This is a genomic window from Brevundimonas sp., from assembly GCF_046299535.1.
Taxonomy (GTDB): domain Bacteria; phylum Pseudomonadota; class Alphaproteobacteria; order Caulobacterales; family Caulobacteraceae; genus Brevundimonas.
This window is the reverse complement of sequence record NZ_JBKBIB010000001.1, coordinates 15,419-31,347: the sequence shown is the minus strand read 5'-3', so window position 1 is coordinate 31,347 and position 15,929 is coordinate 15,419. Positions and strand designations below refer to the sequence as shown.

General features: G+C 66.8%; 14 protein-coding genes, 1 tRNA gene and 1 pseudogene. 10 read left to right on the top strand and 6 right to left on the bottom strand.

Annotated elements, in window-relative coordinates; genetic code table 11:
• Nucleotides 1-188: 188 nt before the first annotated feature.
• The 4 genes and pseudogenes from ACK4FB_RS00175 to ACK4FB_RS00160 form a co-directional block, all read right to left on the bottom strand.
• Nucleotides 189-2,624, bottom strand: coding sequence for an SIR2 family protein (locus tag ACK4FB_RS00175; protein ID WP_409746444.1), 2,436 nt, complete (start codon nucleotides 2,622-2,624; stop codon nucleotides 189-191).
• Between the two features lie 298 nt (nucleotides 2,625-2,922).
• Entirely contained in the window at nucleotides 2,923-4,620 is a 1,698-nt protein-coding gene (locus tag ACK4FB_RS00170; RefSeq protein ID WP_409747059.1) for a site-specific integrase, read from the bottom strand.
• Nucleotides 4,621-4,638: 18 nt separating this feature from the next.
• Nucleotides 4,639-4,818 (bottom strand): annotated as a pseudogene (locus ACK4FB_RS00165) (DUF6538 domain-containing protein); the annotation flags it as partial.
• 69 nt (nucleotides 4,819-4,887) lie between these two features.
• A tRNA-Ala gene (locus ACK4FB_RS00160) sits at nucleotides 4,888-4,963 on the bottom strand.
• 157 nt (nucleotides 4,964-5,120) lie between these two features.
• On the opposite strand from ACK4FB_RS00160, the gene ACK4FB_RS00155 reads away from it, so the two are divergent.
• The 7 genes from ACK4FB_RS00155 (at nucleotide 5,121) to ACK4FB_RS00125 (ending at nucleotide 11,927) form a co-directional block, all read left to right on the top strand.
• Nucleotides 5,121-5,429 carry a YggT family protein gene (locus tag ACK4FB_RS00155; protein ID WP_292105842.1) on the top strand — a complete coding sequence of 103 codons (309 nt, stop codon included), beginning with the start codon at nucleotides 5,121-5,123 and terminating at the stop codon, nucleotides 5,427-5,429.
• Complete coding sequence (locus ACK4FB_RS00150) at nucleotides 5,429-5,710, top strand: DUF167 family protein (RefSeq protein ID WP_409746442.1); 282 nt, start codon at nucleotides 5,429-5,431, stop codon at nucleotides 5,708-5,710. The genes ACK4FB_RS00155 and ACK4FB_RS00150 overlap by 1 nt, the downstream gene beginning before the upstream one ends.
• Nucleotides 5,711-5,797: 87 nt before the next feature.
• Nucleotides 5,798-7,279 (top strand): amidohydrolase, encoded by a 1,482-nt coding sequence (locus ACK4FB_RS00145; protein ID WP_409746440.1) that lies wholly within the window; start codon nucleotides 5,798-5,800, stop codon nucleotides 7,277-7,279.
• Nucleotides 7,276-8,625, top strand: a complete 1,350-nt coding sequence (locus ACK4FB_RS00140) for an amidohydrolase family protein (protein ID WP_409746438.1) — start codon at nucleotides 7,276-7,278, stop codon at nucleotides 8,623-8,625. Before ACK4FB_RS00145 ends, ACK4FB_RS00140 begins: the two co-directional genes overlap by 4 nt.
• 172 nt (nucleotides 8,626-8,797) lie before the next feature.
• On the top strand, nucleotides 8,798-10,279 hold the full coding sequence (locus tag ACK4FB_RS00135; protein ID WP_409746436.1) for a globin-coupled sensor protein: 1,482 nt from the start codon (nucleotides 8,798-8,800) through the stop codon (nucleotides 10,277-10,279).
• A 59-nt stretch (nucleotides 10,280-10,338) separates the two neighbouring features.
• Nucleotides 10,339-11,337 (top strand): biotin synthase BioB, encoded by a 999-nt coding sequence (gene bioB / locus ACK4FB_RS00130; protein WP_409746434.1) that lies wholly within the window; start codon nucleotides 10,339-10,341, stop codon nucleotides 11,335-11,337.
• Between the two features lie 188 nt (nucleotides 11,338-11,525).
• Nucleotides 11,526-11,927: a Tat pathway signal protein gene (locus tag ACK4FB_RS00125; RefSeq protein WP_409746432.1), complete on the top strand. Its 402-nt coding sequence runs from the start codon at nucleotides 11,526-11,528 to the stop codon at nucleotides 11,925-11,927.
• Nucleotides 11,928-11,945: 18 nt separating this feature from the next.
• Here the strand turns inward: ACK4FB_RS00125 and ACK4FB_RS00120 are convergent, their stop codons facing one another.
• Both ACK4FB_RS00120 and ACK4FB_RS00115 read right to left on the bottom strand, forming a co-directional pair.
• Entirely contained in the window at nucleotides 11,946-12,728 is a 783-nt protein-coding gene (locus ACK4FB_RS00120; protein ID WP_409746430.1) for an SDR family oxidoreductase, read from the bottom strand.
• Nucleotides 12,725-13,027, bottom strand: coding sequence for a 4a-hydroxytetrahydrobiopterin dehydratase (locus ACK4FB_RS00115; protein ID WP_409746428.1), 303 nt, complete (start codon nucleotides 13,025-13,027; stop codon nucleotides 12,725-12,727). Before ACK4FB_RS00115 ends, ACK4FB_RS00120 begins: the two co-directional genes overlap by 4 nt.
• Before the next feature lie 114 nt (nucleotides 13,028-13,141).
• Between ACK4FB_RS00115 and ubiE the strand changes: the two genes are divergently transcribed.
• The 3 genes from ubiE to ACK4FB_RS00100 are packed head-to-tail and all read left to right on the top strand — an operon-like array spanning nucleotide 13,142 to nucleotide 15,892.
• Nucleotides 13,142-13,909, top strand: a complete 768-nt coding sequence (gene ubiE, locus ACK4FB_RS00110; RefSeq protein WP_409746426.1) for a bifunctional demethylmenaquinone methyltransferase/2-methoxy-6-polyprenyl-1,4-benzoquinol methylase UbiE — start codon at nucleotides 13,142-13,144, stop codon at nucleotides 13,907-13,909.
• A 47-nt stretch (nucleotides 13,910-13,956) separates the two neighbouring features.
• Complete coding sequence (ubiB, locus tag ACK4FB_RS00105) at nucleotides 13,957-15,477, top strand: 2-polyprenylphenol 6-hydroxylase (RefSeq protein ID WP_409747056.1); 1,521 nt, start codon at nucleotides 13,957-13,959, stop codon at nucleotides 15,475-15,477.
• A gap of 19 nt (nucleotides 15,478-15,496) precedes the next feature.
• On the top strand, nucleotides 15,497-15,892 hold the full coding sequence (locus tag ACK4FB_RS00100; RefSeq protein ID WP_409746424.1) for a hypothetical protein: 396 nt from the start codon (nucleotides 15,497-15,499) through the stop codon (nucleotides 15,890-15,892).
• Nucleotides 15,893-15,929 lie beyond the last annotated feature (37 nt).

Genomic DNA, 15,929 nt, shown 5'->3' with positions numbered 1-15,929 from the left:
ACCGGATGCGCAGCGGGTGCAACTGACGAGTCGTCGGCGTTTGTGCGACCGTGACGACACCGTGGCAGTGTATTTTTAGGGTTAGACCTGCAGCTGGGTCAGCTCACGACGCCTCGATCCAGGGCTGTGGGCTTCCGATGCGTCAGCTACCTCAACGTTGACTCGCGGTCTGCCGCTCCAAGTCACAGCTATTCGACCTCGTCGCCGTCTATCAGCTGTAGCCCCGCGCCAGACGACATCATCCGTTCGAAGCGTCTTATGCGGCGACTGATCTCCGGATCGCCCAGCCTCACCTCTGCGGCTTTCAACTCCTTTAGTGCAGTCTGCAGAACTTCGATCTCGCCGGTGAGCTTGTAATAGGCAACTCCAACATCGCAGTTCGCTGAGAGCACATTCTTGTTGTTTCGATACCGGCTAACTGCTGAGGCGGCGTAAGACCGAGCTTGCTCGATCATTACCACCCTATCTTCCGGGAGAACGCCCTTGGTGTGTAGCGCACGTTCGATCATCAGCGAGATCTTGTATCGGGCCATCGGTCCATCAGACCGGAAGTCGGACTCGAAGATCTTAATCTCCGTATCGGCTTTTTCGTATTCGCCCATGTCGATGAGGTTCCTCACGAGGCGGTGTCGGGGGACCCTCTCACTCGGAGCTACGGACATCATTCGCCTGAGCAGCCGATTTTGAACTCGTTTGTCTGGTATCCGGGACAGCCCCGACTGTAGGTTGCAAAGTTCACGAAGTGACCTTATCTCCACCTCGTAGGTAGCGGAAATGCTATCAATGACTCGCTCGAATAGCTCGACAAGCCTGTCAATGTCATTGAACTTGTATCTAGCAATAATGTCGACGATGACCGGATGGCGTCCTCTCCATCCATAAACGCTTTGCCTATCATCGATACTATACTCTGCCACAATATCCTCAAGAGCGTTGAGGATCCCGGCAATCGCGTTGACATCGATAGATAACAATCTGATGACGAGCTGCCGATGAACCCGGATGCCTGCGCTCTCCATCGCCGCCACCAGCCGATAGACTTCCTGCAGCGGCTCTGACAAAGCCGCATATTCACGCAGGATGATGTCGTCAAATCGCTCTGACGCGAATATATTCCGAAGGCATACGAAAGTTTCGGACTCGCACTTCACGGTCAATCGACGACGCCTCTCTACACTCGAAAACCCGCTGAAAGCATCTTCCATTAACGGCTTAAATGCCGGGTTCGTATCGACGAGATTGAGAAGTCTATCGATTTCCGCTCCGCTTAGCCGAGTGACCAAGAACTCTTTGCCACGTTTATACACATTGGGTGATTTGACCCTCGGTCCCCAGTGGTTTCGGCTAGAGGCCATTACGATTTTTAAGGCGTCGGTTGACTGCGCAGCTAGGTCGTCGATTAGCTGGTTCAGTTCGGAAAGGTGGTTGTGAGCCTCATCGACGAACAGCACTCCCTGCGCACCCTCGCGAGCCAGCGCTGCCGCCACGGCCACCCATGATTTCGGCTGGAGGGTATGGTCGCCCTTGTGTTCGAACGCCTGCCAGCCTTTCGAGCGCAGTCGGTAGAGTGCTTGGCGGGCAGCAGTTGTCTTCCCAAGACCGCTGGCTCCCAGCAATACCGCAAAGTCAAAATCTCCTTCGACGAGACCGTCGATGACTTTGTCGGTGACGCCCCTTTCAAAGGTGAGGTTCGCGGCGACATCGGCATAGGTAGCGGGCCACCCGTTGAACATCGCGCTAACGTCTGCGCCGAGCGCGGTAACTGCGTGCCCTACGTCGACGGTCGTTGGCCGCAAGATCGCTTCGCCATCCAATGGACTGCCGGTCGCCTGGTAAACGAGCGTGTGATCCGGAGCTACGGCTGCGAGTTCCGCAAAGAACTGATCAATGCCCCCGAAACAAACCCGGATATTGCGTTCTTCCCACAGTCGGGCGCGGTCCGGGTCTTCTTCAAAAAGGAGAAGCGAGATACGCCCCGTTCCACCGCCATTTGTATTAATGCGGGCACATTTATTGACCATGGCCCGGATGTGAGGGTCAGCTAATGAATGACCGATGATGACGAGATGTGAACCCGCAAGATCTGCGCCCAGCCGGTAGTATAACTGCTCCCTGTATTCCTCGGTGCGCTCATAATCGGCTTCTGTGATGATCAGGCGAGCGGCGTGGCCGTCGCTCACGTCCTTCTCTATAGTGCCGTGCAGCTTGAATAGCTTCGTCGTTTCTGGGACTTCATCCCCGGTGAAATCGAAGTTACTGGATACTACAGACAGGCTCCTTTGACGCCCCCCATAGGTCATCTCAACCAAGCGGTCGTAGTTCGTCGTATATATAGACTTCCAGTCGTAGCGAGGCAGGTTGATGAGGCCCCCGGTTGGCTTCACCTTCTCCAATCGTTTGCGCAACGTAGCAACGAACGGTCTGCGGGACTGGTCGCGGGCTTCAAGAATGCCCGTCAGCTCGCTGAGCGAATAGTCGCCGTGTTGATTGTGGGTTTGGCCCAAGAGCGCGATCAGCTCCTCGACGGACGGAGCGCCCGATGGAATAGACGAACCTGCCCCAAACAAAAGCACCGTTCTGCGCGGCACCACGGCTTCAGCCAAGGCTTTCATTGTGATCGGCATCTCACCCCCTCTCCGTCACGATACGACGGCCATTCTGCCCTCGTTGGTTTTCGCGGCGACGGGCCGTTCAGATGTCTTGCGTTTCAAGTCGGCGCGCAAGTGTCCATGCCTGCAACCTCCGATTATCTCGGCTTGCGGTCGTGGCAGGCTCTGCTCACCGATGCGGCAGCCGAGCAATGGTTTGCAGCACATCCTCGGGGGTCAGCAGGGACGTGGATCGGCATTTGATCGATCTACATCCATCCATCTGAATACAAAGGTGAACTTTCAGCTCGCGAGCTTCTGGTTTCCCTTCGCTTTAGAGCTTCGGCAACCGTAGCGCCCTTAGGTCTAACGTCGGCCACCCTACCGCCTGCACCGCCTCGTTAAGCCGGTCCATCGGCTCCGACCCGTAGGCTTCGTGGACCCCGCCATCCTCGTGCCCGACCAGCGCCGTCCGCACCTCACGCGGCACCCTTGCCTTCCTCAGGCCGGTAATGAAGGTGTGACGGAAGGAGTGAAATACGACCCCCTCCTGTTTCCCAAGCACCCGCTCGATGAACCGCCCGTAGAACTTGGACGGCTTATGCGAGAGGTATCCACGCGGTCCTGGCGTGAGGTCGGGAAACAGCCGCTCTCCGCCAGCTCGGCGAAGTCGATCCACCTCGACAAGCAGGCCCAGACCGACCAACTCTGCGTGAACTGGAACCACCCGCTTGGATGATGTGGTCTTTAGGCCCCGGTCGTCAGACGGCCTGACGTGGAAGAATGAAACGCCATCTTCTTCCTCGAAATCGTCGAGGCGCAGGCCGCAAAGCTCATTGAGGCGCGCACCGGAATAAAGCGCCATGATGGGCAGCCAGTAGCGCCAGTCGTCGACCCGCTCGGTTCCCGGCTGATATAGCCCGAAGCCCTGGTCCGACGCGGATCCTGTGAACAGTGGAGCGGAGAATAGCGCCCGCAGCTCTTCAATCCGGAAGTCTCGCCGTTCGTCGCCGCTGCCGCTCTTCGCTGTCGAGACGTTGATCCCGGTGAACGGGTTCGAGTGGACCCGTCCGGTCTTCTTCGCCCAGTCGAAGATGCCGCGAAGCGGATCGAGGTATTTCCCGTTCGCCGTTTCTGCGCTCAGCGTCGCGGTATCGGCAGTGTCTTTTGCCTTCGCGATCCGGTCTGTCACGGACAGCCCTTTATAGATCGCCCGCTTCGAGGCGTTCGTGGGATACGCAATCAGGTCCTCACGAAACCGGCCCGCGACAGCCGGGGTCACGTCGTCCAGGTCGAGATCCCCGCCCGCCCACTGGCAGAACAGCTCGGCGGCGCGTTCATACTCGATCAGCCTGCCCTCGCTCAGCTCGCCCAACCTGCGGGCTTCGGCGACCCTCAGCGCAACCGCCTGCTTCAACGTCGTGCCCGAAGCCGGTGAGGGAGGCTCAGCCGCAGCCCCGAGAAGCTCCGCTGGCGGGGCAGCAAGGCGGGAGAGGAGGAGACCGGCGGGATCTTCATCCAGGTCAGGTCGCCAACGTGCAACGTCACGGTGCTGAACGGCGAGTAGCAGATCCCGGTGGGCGCGGATCATCAGCCGGGTGGCGACCTCGAACGCCTCCGAAAAAGGAGTTGTGTCATAGCCCGCACGCCTGAAAACGTCGGCTACGTGGCGCTCTGCCAGCGCGCCGTCATTTTCCTGGTGCCGCTCGACCGCTCCCTCCAGGCCCCGTCTGAACGCAGCCTGACGGAGGTGTAGGTCGCACACGTCGGTTACAAGGTAGCCGCTCGGCCCGATGCGGGCCGCTCGCTCGTCTTCAGGAAGAGCGAACAGTTCGCGCAGTTCCGTGTCGCCGAGGACTTCGATGACCTCATCCTGAAGGCTCTCTGGATCACGCCTCAGAATGACGCCCTCGTGCCATTCGCCCTCCGGAGCTTTGCGAAGATAGGCGTCCTCGCTCAGTTCGGCGCGGAGCCAATGATCAATGAGGGACTGGAGTTCGTCAGAGGAGGGGACGTTACGCATATTCGACATAGCGCGCTCAAGATCGCGCCAGAGCGCCTCCGTCAAGAGGACCGCAATGGACGCTCTCTGACGCGCTTCACGCGCGTCTGTGGTCCGTAGCGACCTCCACAGCTCCTTGCGCTCCAGGAGCGCTCTGAAGCGCGCTGGAACGCGTGTCCGGAAGTAGTAGGAAGCACCGCGTCGAAAGACGTTGGTGACCAGGGACATTGGGCCTCGCGTAGCAAACGTGCGTAGCAACGCTGCTCCGGGAGACCTAAGTCATTGTGGGATATAGCCTGGTGGAGCCGAGGGGAGTCGAACCCCTGACCTCGTCATTGCGAACGACGCGCTCTACCAACTGAGCTACGGCCCCGTTGCCGGGGTTCCAGGCGAGGGCGCGACATAGGCGGGGCGGGCCTGCGGTGTCAATAGAATTGGAGGGCGGCCGCGCTTCGCTATTCTCGGGGTTTGGCGTCGGCGGCGAAGACCGCTAGAAGCGGCGCTGAACCTTCCTGGGAGACGAACACGGCATGGCCGGCTTCATCTGTTTCATTGTCGGCGCCCTGCTGACCCTGCTGTTCTGGGCGATCATCATCAGCGCGATCATGAGCTGGCTGTTCGCCTTCGATGTGATCAACTACCGCAACCGGTTCGTGGCCCAGATCGCGAGCTTCCTGGATCAGGTCACCGGGCCCTTGCTGGCGCCCCTGCGCCGGGTCATCCCGCCGCTGGGCGGCATCGATGTGACGCCGATCATCGTGCTGCTGGTCCTGCGCGGGGCGCAGCTCTACCTGCTGCCGCCGTTCTGCCGCCTGCTGTACGACGTCCTGCCCTTCTGATGACGCGCCTGGCGGTGCGGCTCACGCCGAAAGGCGGGGCCGACCGCATCGACGGCTGGGACGTGGATGCGCAGGGTCGTCCGCTGCTGAAGGCCCGGGTGCGCGCCGCGCCCGCAGACGGCAAGGCCAACGCCGCGCTTGTGGACCTGATCGCCCGTGTGCTGGGGGTCCCCCGGTCGGATGTGACGATCGCACGCGGCGCCGCCGCCCGCGTCAAGGCGCTCGAGATCGAAGGCCTTTCCGAAGCCGACGTGCGGGCGCGTCTGGATTTGCACCCCTGAAGCGGACTTTCGGGCTTTTCCTCGCCGCCGCATCGCGCTTTGATGGCCCTGCTTCCGGATCTGGAAACGCAAGGGGCTGAAATATCCATGATTTCCCATCGCTTGCGAGGCCGCAGTCTCGCACTGGCGGGCTGCGCGCTCGCCGCCATGACCCTGTCCGCCTGCGCCACAACCGGCGCCGCTGACACCCGCGAGGGCGCGGCCGCCGCCACCACCACCGAGCGGGCGGCGCTGCCGCGCGGGCTGGACGGCGCGGCCAATCCCGATCCGTTCCCCTCCACCTATCAGGCCATGCCCCGGCGCGACGCCGCCATCGTCGGAGCCACCGTGTTCACCGCCGCCGGCGACCGCATCGAGAACGGCGTGGTGATCATGACGGACGGCCGCGTGGCCGCGGTCGGCGGCGCCGACACCCCCGTGCCCCAGGGCCATCAGGTGATCGACGCGCGCGGCCGCTTCGTGACGCCGGGCCTGATCGACGTGCACAGCCACCTGGGCGTCTATCCGTCGCCCGGCGTCATAGGCATGTCCGACGGCAACGAGGCCACCAACCCGAACACCGCCTATGTCTGGTCCGAGCATTCCATCTGGCCCCAGGACCCCGGCTTCAACACGGCGCGGGCGGGCGGGGTCACCACCCTGACCATCCTTCCGGGCTCGGCCAACCTGTTCGGCGGCCGCTCGGTGACCCTGCGCAATGTGCCCTCGGTGACCATGCAGGGCATGAAGTTCCCGGGCGCCCCCTACGGCCTCAAGATGGCCTGCGGCGAGAACCCGTCGCGGGTCTACGGCTCGCGCAACCAGTCCCCGGCCACCGGCATGGGCAATGTGGCGGGCTACCGCACCGGCTTCATCGAGGCCCAGAATTACGCCCGGCGCTGGAACAACTGGCGCGAGAGCGGCACGGGCGAGCCGCCCAACCGCGACCTGCGGCTCGAGACCGTGGCCGGCGTCCTGTCCGGCGACATCCTGGTCCAGAACCACTGCTATCGCGCCGACGAGATGGCTGTGATGCTGGATATCGCGGAGGAGTTCGGCTTCTCCATCCGTACCTTCCACCACGCCACCGAGGCCTACAAGGTGGCCGACCTGCTGGCCGAGAACGGCGTCTGCGCCGCCATGTGGACCGGCTGGTGGGGCTTCAAGATGGAGGCCCTGGACGCCATCGAGGAGAACGTCGCCTTCGTCGACGCGCCGGCGAACAGCTGCGCCGTCATCCACTCCGACGACGACACCCTGATCCAGCGCCTCAACCAGGAGGCCGCCGCCGCCCTGTCCGCCGGCCGCCGCGCCGGGCTGGACCTCAGCGAGGAGGACGCCCTGCGCTGGATCACCATCAACGCCGCCCGCGCCATCGGCGTGGAGGACGAAACCGGCTCGCTGGAGCCCGGCAAGCGCGCCGACGTGGTGATCTGGGACGTGAACCCGTTCAGCGTCTACGCCCGGGCCCAGCAGGTCTTCATCGACGGCGCCCTGACCTGGGACCGCACGGACCCGGCCTATCAGCCCCGCACCGACTTCGAACTGGGCCAGCCCGGCCAGCCCAACACCGTGGGAGGCGCCCGATGATCCGCCGTCAAATGTTCGCCATGGCGGTCTGCGCCCTGGCTCTCGCCGCCGCGCCCGCCATGGCCCAGGACACGGTCGCCATCACCAATGGCCGCATCCTCACCGGCTCGGGCGAGATCGCCTCGGGCACGGTGGTCATCTCGGGCGGCCGCATCAGCGCCGTGGGCGCCAATGCGGCGGTCCCGGCCGGCGCCCGGGTCATCGACGCCGCGGGCCGGGTCATCACCCCCGGCATCGTGGCGGTGGACTCCGGCATCGGCGGCAGCGAGGTCTCCTCGGTGCAGGGCTCCAATGACCTGCGCCAGTCCAGCAACAGCCTCAGCGCGGCGTTCGATGTGTCCCGCGGCCTCGACCCCTGGTCCATCACCATTCCGGTGGCCCGTCTCGGCGGCGTCACCCGCGCGGTGGTCATGCCCCAGCATCCGGGCTCGTCCGGCGGCCATGTGCACGAGCACGAAACCGCCGGCGCCGGTCACGGCGGCTATCACACACCGGGCCTGTTCGCGGGTCAGGCGGCCGTGGTGCATCTGGCGCGCGGGACCGACATTCTTGTCCGCGCCAATGTGGCCATGATCGCCCCCTTCGGCGAGGCGGGCGCCTCCATCGCCGGCGGCGCGCGCGGGGCCGAGTTCACCCTGTTCCGCGAAACCCTGGCCGAGGTCCGCCTCTACGCCCGCAACCGGCAGGCCTATGAGCGCGCGGGCCTGCGGGACCTTTCCCTGTCCCGCGCGGATCTGGAGGCCCTGATCCCGGTGGCCGAAGGCCGCATGCCGCTGGTGGTCACCGTTCACCGCGCCGCCGATATCCTGCAGGTTCTGCGTCTGGGCCAGGAGGAGAACATCCGCCTGATCCTCGACGGCGCCGAGGAGGGCTGGCTCGTGGCGGACCAGATCGCGGCGGCCCGCACGCCGGTGCTGCTGAACCCCCTGGCCAACCTGCCGTCCAACTTCCAGGTGCGCGCGGCCCGGCAGGAGAACGCCGCCCGCCTTCACGCGGCCGGAGTGACCATCGCCATCAAGCCCGGCGGTTCCGCCCACCGGGCCCGCGACGCCCGCTACAACGCCGGCAACGCCGTGGCCAACGGCCTGCCGTTCGAGGCCGCCATCGCCGCCATCACCGTCAACCCCGCCCGCATCTTCGGTCAGGAGGGCTTCGGCGCCCTGGCGGTGGGCCAGGCGGCGGACGTGGTGGTGTGGTCCGGCGATCCGCTGGAGCCGCTCAGCCAGCCCGAGGCGGTGTTCATCGCCGGGGTCGAACAGCCGTTGCAGGCCCGCAATCTGGAACTGCGCGATCGCTATCACCCCGGCCGGGACCGCACCCGGCCCGAGGCCTACAGCCCGCGCTGATGAGGTCCTGAAACTGGAAAGGGCGGTCCTGCGGGGCCGCCCTTTCTGTTTGGGGCGGCTGCGAGAAAGCGCCGCAGCACCGCGTTAAGCCCTGAATAACCGCTTCGAGCGCAAGGATATGATCATTCTTGCTGCGGGGTCGAATCCGCTCTTATTTTTCAGGACGTTATTCGTGTCCGTCGATATTCTCTCCCAACGCATGGCCTTCATGCGTCTCGCGGAACCTTCCGCAGCCTATCGGGCCATGGAGCCCATTCTGCGCGCGGCCCTGCCCGGGGCTCTCGGCCATTTCTATGACCAGATCGAGCAGACGCCCGAGGTGCGGCGCTTCTTTTCGGACCCTGGCCACATGCAGGCCGCCCGCGCCGCCCAGGCCCGACACTGGGACGCCCTGATTCAGGGTCGGGCGGACACGGACTACGCCGCTTCCGTCCGCGTGATCGGCCAGGTCCACGCCCGCATCGGGCTGGAGCCGCGCTGGTACATCGGCGGCTACAGCGTGATCCTGGCCGAACTGGTCAAGGCCGTCGCCGCCCGCCCGCGAAAGAGGCTCGCCGGCGCCGCCCATGAGGCGCAGACCGCAGAGGCCGTGGCGGAGCTCACCCAGCGGGTCATGCTCGACATGGATCTGGCCATTTCCATCTATCTGGAGGCCCTCCAGGCCGAGCGGGATCGGGTCGCGGCCGAACAGCAGGAGGCCGAAGCCCGGCAGGCGCGCGTGGTGACGGCGCTGGGATCCGCCCTCAAGGCGCTGGCCGCCGGCGACCTGTCCGTGTCCATCGATCAACCTTTCCCGGACGAGTACAGCTCGCTGCGGGATGACTTCCATACCGCCGTAGGCGCGCTCGAAAGCGCCATGTCGGGGGTTGTGGAAAGCGCGGCCGCCCTGTCTTCGGCCTCGGCCCAGCTGGCCAGCGCGTCGGACGATCTGTCCCTGCGCACCGAACAGCAGGCCGCCCACCTGGAACGCACTGTGGCCACGGCCGACGAGATCGCCCGGGCCGTGTCCCAGACCGCTTCCGACGCGGTCCAGGCGGCGAGCGCGGCCGCCTCCACCCGCCGTGAGGTGGAGCAGGGGGTCGCCGTGGTGGCCCAGGCCCGCACGGCCATGGAGGCGATCCGCGCCTCCTCGGAAAACGTCGCCGGTTTCGTCAGCCTGATCGACGAGATCGCCTTCCAGACCAACCTGCTGGCTCTCAACGCGGGGGTCGAGGCCGCCCGCGCCGGTGACGCCGGTCGCGGCTTCGCCGTGGTGGCCTCGGAGGTGCGCGCCCTGGCCCAGAGGTCGGCCGAGGCGTCCGGAGAGATCAGGGACCTGATCCGTCGGTCCGGCGAACAGGTCAGCGATGGGGTGCAACTGGTGGAGCGCACCGGCCAGGCGCTGGAGCGCATCGACACCCAGGTGGCCAGCGTGGACGGTCTGGCCGAAGCCATGGCGTCCTCGGCCCGGCGGCAGGCGGACGATCTGGCGGAGGTGAAGTCCGCCTTCGCCCAGATGGACTCCATCACCCAGCAGAACGCCGCCATGACCGAGCAGGCCACCGCCGCCACGCGCCAGATGGCGGGCGAGGCCGACGGATTGAATCGCCAGATGGGCCGGTTCCGTCTGGGCGGCGCGAGAGGCGCGGTGGAAACCCTGCGTCTGGCGAGCTGACGATTGCGGGTTCATCCCCGGCCCGGGCGCTGCTAAGCCGCCGGTCCGAGGAGGCCCCCATGAACGCACCCGTCCGCATCCATGACCTGTCCGTCCCGCGCCATGACTGGACGCTGGATGAGGTGGAGGCCCTGTTCGCCCGGCCGTTCATGGAGCTGGTGTTCGACGCCGCCACCGTGCACCGGCGCGGGTTCGACCCCTCCGCTGTCCAGAAGTCCCAGCTGCTCTCGGTCAAGACCGGCGGCTGCGCCGAGAACTGCGGCTACTGCAGCCAGTCGGCCCACTTCAAGACGGGCCTCAAGGCCGAAAAGCTCATGGACCCGCAGGTGGTGATCGCCGAGGCCATGGCGGCCAAGGCGGGCGGCGCGGACCGCTTCTGCATGGGCGCGGCCTGGCGCGAGCTGAAGGACCGCGACCTGCCGAAACTGGCGGCCATGATCGGCGGGGTGAAGGCCCTGGGTCTGGAGACCTGCGCCACCCTCGGCATGCTGACCGCCGATCAGGCGAAGCAGCTGAAGGACGCCGGGCTCGACTACTACAACCACAACCTGGACACCGGCCCCGAATATTACGCTGAGGTTGTCACCACCCGCACCTATCAGGAGCGGCTGGATACGCTGGAGCATGTCCGCAACGCCGGCATGGCCACCTGCTGCGGCGGCATCGTCGGCATGGGCGAAAGCCGCCGGGACCGGGCCAGCCTGCTGCACGCCCTGGCCACCCTGCCCGAACACCCCGACAGCCTGCCGGTCAATGCGCTGGTCCCGGTCACGGGCACGCCCCTTGGCGAGCGTGTGATGCGCGAAGGCGAGATCGATCCCATCGAGTTCGTGCGCACCGTGGCCGTGGCCCGCATCGTCTGCCCCAAATCCATGGTCCGCCTCTCGGCCGGACGCGAGGGCATGAGCCCCGAGATGCAGGCGCTGTGCTTCCTCGCCGGCGCGAACTCCATCTTCGTGGGGGGCAAGCTGCTGACCACCCCCAACCCGGAGGAGGACGAGGACGCCCGCCTGTTCGCCCTGCTGGACCTGAAACCCTACCTTTCCGCGGCGAGCTGAGTTCTCCCTCCCCGAACGGGGAGGGCGGTCGGCGCGCAGCGACGGCCGGGTGGGGAGGGCTCGGCGACCCATCCGCGCTGTTTGGCCTTAGCCGCCCCCACCCGCTTCGCCTTCGGCTCAGCGCCCTCCCCGAACGGGGAGGGAGACATGGTAACGGGTCTTCAACAGCATTCGTGCATGCTGCGCCCATGGATCGCCGCGCCCTCATCGGACTGGCTCTCGTCGCCGCCTCGGCCGGATCGGCTGCGGCCGCCGCGCCCCCGTCGGACAGCGGCGGCGCCCCGGCCAGCAGCTACATCAATCTGAACAGCATCAACGGCTCGGTCACCCGCGCCAACGGCCGGCTGGGCGTGCTGACCGTGGAGGCCGGCATCGACGTGCCGGACATGGATCTGCGCGCCATCGCCGCCGCCTCCGGGCCGCGCCTGCGGTCTGAAATGGCCCAGGTGGTCCAGCGCGCCGCCGCCGGGCTGCGGCCCGGCGCGCCGCCGGATGTGCGCCAGCTCTCGCGCGACCTGCAGTTCGCGGTCAATCAGGCCCTGGGCCGTCGCGGCGCCCGGGTTCTGCTGGGCACGGTGATGGTGGTCTGAGCGGCAAGCGATCAGGCTCTATTGCGCCGACATGCCTCCGTCGATCTTGAACTCGGCCCCGGTGATGAACTTGCTCTCGTCCGAGGCCAGATAGACCACGCACCAGGCCACGTCGTCCGGCTCGCCGATGCGCTTCAGGGGAATGCCTCGCGCCAGCTTCTCGTGAGCCAGCGCCTCGTCGCCCCCGGCCATGGCCGTGAAGGGGTCCAGGATGCCGGTCTTGATGAACACCGGATGCACCGAGTTGGACCGCACCCCGTTGCCCGCCTTGGCGCACTCCAGCGCCACGGTCTTGGAAAACAGCCAGACCGCCGCCTTGGACGCATTGTAGGGGCCCATGCCCGGCGCCGCCGTCAGCCCGGCGATGGACGAGATGTTGACGATGGACCCCCGCCCGGCCTTCGCCAGATGGGGAATGGCGTGCTTGCAGCCCAGCATGACGGACTCGACATTGATCGCCTGCATCCGCCGCCAGGCGTCCAGGTCGCAGTCCACCACCGGCTTCAGCTCGCCGCCGATGCCCGCATTGTTGACCAGCACCGACAGCCCGCCCAGATCGCTCACCGCCCGGTCGATCACATCGATCCACTGCCTCTCGTTGGTAACGTCGTGGGCATAGGCGAAGGCCGCGCCCGGATGGTCGGCGTTGACGGCGTCCGCCAGCGCCCGCGCCCCGGCCTCGTCGATGTCGGTCAGGGCCAGCCGCGCGCCTTCCTCGGCCATGCGCCGCGCCATGGCCTGTCCCAGACCCCCCGCCGCCCCGGTGATCAGGGCGATCTTGCCTTCAAGCCGCCCGCTCATTTCCCGCCCAGCCCCACGGCCACGCCGTCCATGAACCCGGCCATCTCCACGTCCAGCCCCGTGACCCCGTCCGCGTCATGGGTGGTCAGCAGCACTTCGACCCGGTTGTAGACATTGGACCACTCCGGATGGTGATCCATTTTATCCGCCTTCAGGGCGACGCGGGTCATGAAGCCGAAGGCCGCGTTGAAGTCCTCGAACACGAACTTGCGCACGATGGCGTCCCGCTCGCCGGGCGCCCGGGCCCAGCCCGGCAGTCCTTGCAGAGCCTTTTCAGCCCCCATGCGTTCAGCGGCCATGTCCGTCTCCTTTGACAATCCTGTCACCGGCCTATCGCGCACCGCCCCCTGCGGCAAGCGGATGCGGCCACGTGCGGCGGTGACGGCGCGCCCCGCACCCGCTAAAGCGATGCCATGACCGAGCCTGCGCAAAAGACCTCACCCTTCGGCTTCCGCGACGTGGACGCGCGCGAGAAGGTCCAGCTGGTGCGCGGGGTGTTCGATTCCGTGGCCTCCAGCTACGACCTGATGAACGACCTGATGAGCGGGGGCGTGCACCGGCTGTGGAAGGACGCGGCGGCGGCCAAACTCAATCCCCGCCCCGGCGAGCGCATCCTCGACGTGGCGGGCGGCACCGGCGACATGGCCCGCCGCTATGCGAAGATGGCCCGCCGGGCGCAGCAGCGTCTGGGCGGCGCCGACGCCGAGGTGGTGGTGCTGGACTACAACGCCGAGATGATCCTCGCCGGCGTCCAGAAGGGCGGCGAGCCCGAGATGACCTGGACCGTCGGCGACGCCATGAATCTTCCAATGCCCGACGCCAGCGTGGACGCCTATTCCATCAGTTTCGGCATCCGCAATGTGGCCGACATCCCCCAGGCCCTAAGCGAAGCCCGCCGCGTCCTGAAACCCGGCGGCCGCTTCCTGTGTCTGGAGTTCTCGCGCCCCACCGCCGAGCCGATCCGCAAGGCCTATGACCTGTGGTCCTTCAACGCCATTCCCGCCATCGGCGGCTGGGTGGCGAAGGACCGCGACAGCTATCAGTATCTGGTCGAAAGCATCCGCCGCTTCCCCGACCAGAACACGTTCAAGGCCATGATCGAGGACGCCGGGTTCAGCCGGGTCACCGTCACCAACCTGTCGGGCGGGGTCGCCGCCATCCATCACGGCTGGGCGATCTGACCGTGCCCTTCGATCCGTCGCCCGGGACCGCCGCCCCCCTGCCCAGCGTGCGCGTGCGCGACCCGGTCGGGTCGTTCCTCAGGCTGCAGGGCTGGCTGTGGGTGCTGATCCGCCACGACGCCCTCGTCCCGCGCGAGATCACCCCCCTGCTGCCCGCCTGGACCCGGCCCATCGCCCGCGTCCTGCACCTGTTCTCGGGGCCCCAGGGCCGCGCCGGTCGCCCCGGCCAGCGTCTGGGCGCCGCCTTCGAGCATCTGGGCCCCGTGGCCATCAAGCTGGGCCAGGTGCTGGCCACCCGCGCCGACATCTTCGGGACCGAGTTCGCCCGCGATCTGGGCCGGCTCAAGGACCGCCTGCCGCCGTTCCCCATCGATCAGGCCCGCCGCGAGGTCCAGCGCTCGCTGGGCCGCCCGGTGGAGGCCCTGTTCACCGATTTCCAGCCCGCCATCGCCGCCGCCTCGCTGGCGCAGGCCCACCCGGCGTATCTGGCCGACGGCCGCAAGGTGGCGGTCAAGGTGCTGCGCCCGGGCGTGGAGCGCCGCGTGGCCCTGGGTCTGGACGCCATGCGGCTGGGCGCGAAACTCACCCGCCGCTTCGTGCCCCTGCTGCGCCGTCTGGAGCCGGAGGCCTTCGTCGAGACCATCGCCCGCGCGCTTCAACTGGAACTGGACATGCGGCTCGAGGCCGCCGCCGCCAGCGAGCTGGGCGAGATCATGTCCCGCGACGGCCACATGACCGCCCCCGCGGTGATCTGGGACGGGGTCGGCAAGCGGGTCCTGACGCTGGAGTGGGCCAACGGCATGCCCATGACCGACCCCGCCGCCGCCGAGCAGCCGGGGCTGGACAAGAACCAGCTTGCCGACAACATCGTGCGCGCCTTCCTGTCCCAGGCCCTGGACCACGGCGTTTTCCACGCCGACCTGCACGAGGGCAATCTGTTCTGCTCGGCCCCGGCCCAGGCCGTGGCGGTGGACTTCGGCATCGTCGGGCGCCTCGGCCCCGGCGAGCGCCGCTACCTGGCCGAGATCCTGTGGGGCTTCCTGACCCGCGACTATCCCCGCATCGCCCGGGTCCATTTCGAGGCCGGCTATGTGCCCCCGGTCCATTCGGTGGAGACCTTCGCCCAGGCCCTGCGCGCGGTGGGCGAGCCGGTCATCGGCAAACAGGCGTCCCAGGTCTCCATGGGCCGCCTGCTGGGCCAGCTGTTCGAGATCACCGACCTGTTCGACATGCACCTGCGCCCCGAACTGATCCTGCTGCAGAAGACCATGGTCTCGGTGGAGGGCGTGGCCCGCCGCCTCAACCCCGATCACGACCTGTGGGAGGCCGCCAAGCCGGTGGTCGAACAATGGATCCAGCGCGAGCTGGGCCCCAAAGCCAAGGCCCGCGACGTCTTTCAGGAGGGCATGGACACATTGCGCGCCCTGTCGAAATGGGCCCAGGCCCCCCACGCGCCCCAGACCATCGTCATCGAGCGCCGGGTCGCCGCCCGCTGGCCCGCCGTGCTATCCATCATCGCCGCCGCCGGGGCCGCCGTCGCCCTGATCCTGTCCACGGGCGTCCTGTAAGCCCAGCCGGAGCACCGCCATGAAGCCGATCCTGTTCGCCGCCGCCTTGACCCTCGTTCCCGCCGCCGCCCTGGCGCAAGACCCTCACGCGGGCCACAGCGACCACGCCGCCCATGCGCAGGCCGAGGTCTCCGCCGAGGAGACCATGCTGCGCACCACCATCGCCGCCCTTCAGGCCGGAACCCCCAACTACGACGACATGGTCAGCGAGCTGTCCGACGCCGTCCGCGCCGGCGAAGCCTCCATCATCCCCATGATCCAGGCCTTCGGCGCCATCCAGACCCTCGACCATCAAGGCGAGGTCCAGGGCGCCCAGCACTTCCGCGTCGCCTTCGAAAACGCGGAGACGGACTGGTTCATCGCCCTCGGCGACGACGGCAAGATCGCGGGTCTGGTGTTCCGCCCGGCGGGGTAGGGGGGCAGAGAGAGAATGGCCCCGTGGCAATGCGGAT